At 65.7% G+C, this 5803-nt stretch carries 6 protein-coding genes; 3 read left to right on the top strand and 3 right to left on the bottom strand.

The genetic code is table 11. The features are described from left to right. Positions 1 to 128 precede the first annotated feature (128 nt). Genes A5706_RS07345 through A5706_RS07355 form a run of 3 tightly spaced genes read right to left on the bottom strand, consistent with a single transcriptional unit; the run spans position 129 to position 2144 of the window. Positions 129 to 581, bottom strand: a complete 453-nt coding sequence (locus A5706_RS07345) for a nitroreductase family deazaflavin-dependent oxidoreductase (RefSeq protein ID WP_068128664.1) — start codon at positions 579 to 581, stop codon at positions 129 to 131. A 22-nt stretch (positions 582 to 603) separates the two neighbouring features. Further along, positions 604 to 978, bottom strand: a complete 375-nt coding sequence (locus A5706_RS07350) for a nuclear transport factor 2 family protein (protein ID WP_068128667.1) — start codon at positions 976 to 978, stop codon at positions 604 to 606. A gap of 2 nt (positions 979 to 980) precedes the next feature. Beyond that, a complete protein-coding gene (locus A5706_RS07355; RefSeq protein WP_068128669.1) occupies positions 981 to 2144 on the bottom strand; it encodes a steroid 3-ketoacyl-CoA thiolase in 1164 nt (387 codons plus the stop codon). Between the two features lie 194 nt (positions 2145 to 2338). Here A5706_RS07355 and A5706_RS07360 point away from each other — a divergent pair, with 194 nt between their 5' ends. The 3 genes from A5706_RS07360 to A5706_RS07370 all read left to right on the top strand — a co-directional run. Beyond that, positions 2339 to 3592 (top strand): cytochrome P450, encoded by a 1254-nt coding sequence (locus tag A5706_RS07360; RefSeq protein ID WP_068128671.1) that lies wholly within the window; start codon positions 2339 to 2341, stop codon positions 3590 to 3592. Positions 3593 to 3594: 2 nt separating this feature from the next. Further along, a complete protein-coding gene (locus A5706_RS07365) occupies positions 3595 to 4617 on the top strand; it encodes an acyl-CoA dehydrogenase family protein (RefSeq protein ID WP_068128673.1) in 1023 nt (340 codons plus the stop codon). After that, positions 4608 to 5803, top strand: a 1196-nt coding sequence (locus tag A5706_RS07370; RefSeq protein WP_369831818.1) for an acyl-CoA dehydrogenase family protein, incomplete at its 3' end; no start/stop codon positions are given. The genes A5706_RS07365 and A5706_RS07370, both read left to right, overlap by 10 nt.

Below are 5803 nucleotides of genomic sequence, written 5' to 3' on the forward strand. Positions count from 1 at the left end.
ATAGGTCAGGCGGAAACCGTGATCGGCGACCTGTCGAACCTCATCCCGTAGGATCCGCCTGCGCCGAACGTGCACTGGCGGAGGTGTTTTCGGCGATTTTCCGCCATCAGTGCACGTTCGGCGGAACGCTACGGGTCGCAGATGACGATCGGGATGGTCCGGTCCGTCCACGACTGATAATCCTCGAATGTGGGATACATGGCGACCATCTTGGGCCAGTACTCCTGGCGCTCGGCTTCGTTGGCGTCCCGGGCAGTCAGCGACAATATCTCATCTTTGATCTGCACGGACACGTTGGGATTTGACTTGAGGTTGAGATACCACAGCGGGTGCTTGTCGCTCCCGCCCCGCGATGCGCCCAGGATCACGCGGTCGCCCTCACGCAAATAAAGGAGCGGGCTCACTCGCGGTTCACCGGTCTTACGGCCGGTCGTGGTGAGTAACGCGACCGGAGCGTTCTGGAACGTGCCGCCGAGTTTGCCGTTGCTGCGCTTGTAAATCCACGTGTTGCCCTTGGCCATCCACTTCAGGAAAAGGTTGACCCACGGTGCGTTCAAAGCGCGTGGTTTTGATTTCGGCATGGCTGTGGATCCTACGGGCGTACTAGCGCTGAATGAATGGACGCAAACTGGCCCTGATGTGATGGATCAGCCCGTCGTCTTCCGGTATCACGAAGGTCTCGTCGACCCGCGACGCTACTCGCCGCCCGCCGAACGCGACCTTGGTCAGCACGTCGTACACCGCGCGCACCTCGTCGCCGGTGACGGTGTACTGCGGCGGCGTCGTGGCGCAGATGATGCGGTATTGCGGTCCGCGATTCAGGCTGCGCCGCAAGTGATTTCCGGAGAAACCGGATTTGAGGCCCACTTCGATTCGGGTGCAATCCGGCGCGAACGGGACGGCATCGGCGTCGTGGGTGACCAACGCGTCGATGTACGCCTGGGCCGCCGCGATGCGGTCGGCCTCGGAGACGCCCACTACTAGATGCGTTCGATAATGGTGCCGGTGGAAAGGGCACCGCCCGCACACATGGTGATCAGCGCGGTCGTCTGGTCGGTGCGCTCGAGCTCGTGCAGCGCGGTGGTGATCAGCCGGCTGCCGGTGCTGCCCACCGGGTGCCCGAGTGCGATGGCGCCGCCGTTCACGTTCACCCGGTCCATGTCGGGCTCGTGGACCCGCGCCCAGGACAGCACCACCGAGGCGAAGGCCTCGTTGATCTCGGTCAGGTCGATGTCGCCCATCTTCATGCCGGCCTTCTCCAGCACCCTCGCCGTCGACTGCACCGGGCCGTCCAGGTGGTAGTAGGGCTCGGCGCCGACGAGCGCCTGGCTGACGATCCGGGCCCGGGGCCGCAGCCCGAGCGCCTTGGCCTTGTCCTCGTCCATCCACAACACCGCGGCGGCGCCGTCGGAAATCTGGGACGACGTGCCCGCCGTGTGGATCCCGCCCTCGATGACCGGCTTGAGCTGGCCCAGGCCCTCCATCGTCGTCTCGCGCAGGCCCTGGTCGCGGGAGACCATGTGGCGCTCCCTGGTGGGCTGCTTCTGCTCGTCGAGCACCGGCGCCTCGATCGGCGAGATCTCCCGGTCAAAACGGCCCTCGTCCCACGCCCGCTTGGCACGCAGCTGCGACTGGAATCCCCAGGCGTCGATGTCGTCGCGGGTGATGCCGCGGCGCTTGGCGATTCGCTCGGCGGCGGTGAACTGGTCGGGCAGGTCGATGTCCCACGACTCGGGCCGCAGGATGCTGCGGTCGGGGCCGGCGTTGGCGCCGAGTCCGACGCGGCTCATGGCCTCGATCCCGCACGCGATGCCGACGTCGATGGCACCCGCCGCGATCAGACCCGCGACCAGGCCGTTGGCCTGCTGGCTGCTGCCGCACTGGCAGTCCACGGTGGTGGCGCCGACGTGCTCCGGCAGGCCGGCGACGAGCCAGCTCACGCGGGTGATGTTGTTCGACTGCTCGCCGTACTGGGTGACGCAGCCGCCGACGACCTGTTCCACGTCGCCGGCGTCGATACCGGCCTTTTCGACCAGTGCCTTTTGCACCGCGCCCAGCAGCTCGGTGGCGTGCAGACCTGAGAGCCAGCCGTTGCGCTTGCCGATGGGGCTGCGGGTGGCTTCGACAATTACCGGGTTACCCATGCCGTCAGGCTAGAACACGTTTCATTACTATGACAAGCGACGATGCGTCGGCGCCTTTTTTCTACGGTGGAGGCATGTTTTACTGGCAACAGAGCTCCACTAGGAGAGCTAGTGTCCTGGGATCGCCAGTCACTGGGGAAGTCGCAGAGCCAGTCGCAGGACCAGCATAGGGACCAGCAGTAAGGAGAAGTAGCGTGCCCAGCCCCAACCTTCCGCCCGGGTTCGATTTCACCAACCCGGACATCTACGCGGAGCGGATTCCCGTCGAAGAGTTTGCGGAGGTGCGCTCGACCGCACCGATCTGGTGGAACGAGCAGACCCCGGGCCACGGCGGCGGGTTCAACGACGGCGGTTTCTGGGCGATCACCAAGCTCAACGACGTCAAGGAAATCTCGCGGCGCAGCGACGTCTTCTCGAGCTATGAGAACTGCGTGATCCCGCGGTTCAACGACGACATCGCGCGCGAGGACATCGAACTGCAGCGGTTCGTCATGCTCAACATGGATGCGCCGCACCACACCCGGCTGCGCAAGATCATCTCGCGCGGCTTCACCCCGCGGGCGGTCGGGCGGCTGGAGGACGAGCTCCGGGAGCGCGCCCAGAAGATCGCCCGGGACGCGGCGGCCGCCGGTTCCGGGGACTTCGTCGAGCAGGTGTCCTGCGAGCTCCCGCTGCAGGCGATCGCCGGCCTGCTCGGGGTGCCGCAGGAGGACCGCGAAAAGCTCTTCCGCTGGTCCAACGAGATGACCGGAAATGACGATCCCGAGTATGCCGACATCGACCCCAAGACGTCGTCGTTCGAGGTGCTCAACTACGCGATGCAGATGGCCGCCCTCAAGGCGGAGAAGCCAGGCGACGACATCGTCACCACGCTGATCAACGCCGACATCGACGGGGAAAAGCTTTCCGACGACGAGTTCGGCTTCTTCGTGATGATGCTCGCGGTGGCCGGCAACGAGACCACGCGGAACTCGATCACGCAGGGGATGATGGCGTTCGCCGACTTCCCCGACCAGTGGGAGCTGTTCAAGAAGGAGCGCCCGCAGACCGCCGCCGACGAGATCGTCCGGTGGGCCACCCCGGTCACCTGCTTCCAGCGGACCGCTCTGGAGGACTACGAACTCTCCGGCGTGCAGATCAAGAAGGGCCAACGGGTGGTGCTGTTCTACCGGTCGGCCAATTTCGACGAAGACATCTTCGACGACCCCTACACCTTCAACATCCTGCGAGACCCCAACCCGCACGTCGGTTTCGGCGGCACCGGTGCGCACTACTGCATCGGCGCAAACCTGGCCAAGCTGACGATCAACCTGATCTTCAACGCCGTGGCAGACCACATGCCGGACCTGAAGCCGATCTCGGAGCCGGAGCGGCTGCGCTCGGGCTGGCTCAACGGCATCAAGCGCTGGCAGGTGGACTACACCGGTAAATGCCCGGTGGCGCACTGACAATGGACTTCGATCTCACCGCCGAGCAGCAGGCCGTCGCCGACGTCGTGACGTCGGTGCTGGACCGGGATCTTTCGTGGGAGGCACTGGTCAACGGGGGCGTGACGGCGCTCCCGGTGCCCGAACGCCTCGGGGGCGACGGCGTGCGTCTGCCCGAGGTGGCCACGGTGCTGACCGAAGTGGGCCGCCACGGCGCCATTACGCCGGCGCTGGCCACGCTGGGCTTCGGCGTGGTGCCCCTGCTCGAGCTGGCATCCGACGAGCAGCAGGACCGCTACCTGGCTGGGGTCGCAAAGGGCTCGGTATTGACCGCGGCGCTCAACGAGCCCGGCGCGGCGCTGCCCGACCGGCCCGGCGTCACGTTCACGGGCGGGCGGTTATCGGGCACCAAGATCGGCGTGCCCTATGCCGCGCAAGCGGATTGGATGATCGTCACCACCGACAGCGCGGTGGTGGTGGTGTCGCCCGAGGCCGATGGAGTGCGGCTGGTGGGCACGCCGACGTCGAACGGTTCGGACGAGTACACGGTCACGTTTGACGGTGTGGCGGTTGACGACTCGGACGTGTTGGCGGGTGCCGAGATTAACGGGCCGCGCCGGGTCAACCAGCTGGCGCTGGCCGCGGTGGGCGCGTTCGCCGACGGGTTGGTGGCCGGGGCGCTGCGCCTGACCGCCGACTACGTCGCCAACCGCAAGCAGTTCGGCAAGCCGCTGTCGACGTTCCAGACGGTGGCGGCGCAGCTCGCGGAGGTCTATATCGCCTCGCGCACCATCGATTTGGCGTCGAAGTCGGTGGTGTGGCGGCTGTCCGAAGGGCGTGACGCCGATAGCGACCTGGACGTCCTGGGTTACTGGATAACGTCGCAGGCGCCGCCGGTGATGCAGACGTGCCATCACCTGCACGGCGGCATGGGCATGGACATCACGTATCCCATGCACCGGTACTACTCCACGATCAAAGACCTGACCCGCCTGCTGGGCGGGCCCTCTCTTCGCCTTGACCTGGTGGGAGCGCAATGTTCATAGACCTGACCCCCGAGCAGCGACAGCTGCAAGCCGAACTGCGGGAATACTTTTCGAACCTGATCTCGTCCGACGAGATGAAGGCGATGGAGCAGGACCGGCACAACGAGGCCTATCGCGCGGTGATCCGGCGGATGGGCAAGGACGGAAAGCTGGGGGTGGGGTGGCCAAAGGAGTTCGGCGGCTTGGGCTTCGGCCCGATCGAGCAGTCGATCTTCGTCAACGAGGCGCACCGGGCCGACGTGCCGTTGCCGGCGGTGACGCTGCAGACCGTGGGTCCGGTTCTGCAGCAATTCGGCAGCGAGGCGCAGAAGAAGAAGTTCCTGCCGGCGATCCTCGCCGGTGAGGTCCATTTCGCGATCGGCTACACCGAGCCCGAGGCGGGCACCGACCTGGCGTCCCTGCGGACCACCGCGGTGCGCCAGGGCGACGAGTACATCGTCAACGGCCAGAAGATCTTCACCACCGGAGCCCATGACGCCGACTACATCTGGCTGGCCTGCCGCACCGATCCGGAAGCCGTGAAGCACAAGGGCATCTCGATCCTGATCGTCGACACGAAGGACCCCGGATACTCCTGGACTCCGATCATCCTGTCCGACGGCGCGCACCACACCAACGCGACGTATTACAACGACGTTCGGGTGCCGGCCGACATGCTGGTCGGCGAGGAGAACGGCGGATGGCGGCTGATCACCACACAGCTCAACAACGAGCGGGTCATGTTGGGCCCCGCTGGCCGCACCGCCGGCATTTACGACCGGCTGCACGCCTGGGCGTCCAAACCCGGCGGCAACGGTGTCACGCCGATCGACCACGAGGACGTCAAGCGGGCGCTCGGGGAGATCTATGCGATGTGGCGGATCAACGAGCTGCTGAACTGGCAGGTCGCCGCGGCGGGCGAGGACATCAACGTGGCCGACGCCGCGTCGACGAAAGTCTTTGGCACCGAGCGCATTCAATACATCGGCCGACTCGCCGAGGAAGTCGTCGGCAAGTACGGGAACCCGGCGGAACCGGACACCGCCGAGCTATTGCGTTGGCTGGACTCGCAAACCAAGCGAAACCTGGTAATCACCTTCGGTGGAGGCGTCAACGAAGTGATGCGTGAAATGATCGCCAAGGCTGTTGCGGCCGACCACCTTCACCGTGATCAGCCCGTCCTCCACCGCCGTCACTTCACCGGAGA

Origin of the sequence: Mycobacterium sp. E796, from assembly GCF_001672815.1 — a bacterium.
GTDB lineage: Bacteria > Actinomycetota > Actinomycetes > Mycobacteriales > Mycobacteriaceae > Mycobacterium.

Excerpts from the sequence above, each read along its gene's own strand:
- A5706_RS07345 (WP_068128664.1), bottom strand. The coding sequence starts at position 581 with ATGCCGAAATCAAAACCACGCGCTTTGAACGCACCGTGGGTCAACCTT.
- A5706_RS07355 (WP_068128669.1), bottom strand. The coding sequence starts at position 2,144 with ATGGGTAACCCGGTAATTGTCGAAGCCACCCGCAGCCCCATCGGCAAG.
- A5706_RS07365 (WP_068128673.1), top strand. The coding sequence starts at position 3,595 with ATGGACTTCGATCTCACCGCCGAGCAGCAGGCCGTCGCCGACGTCGTG.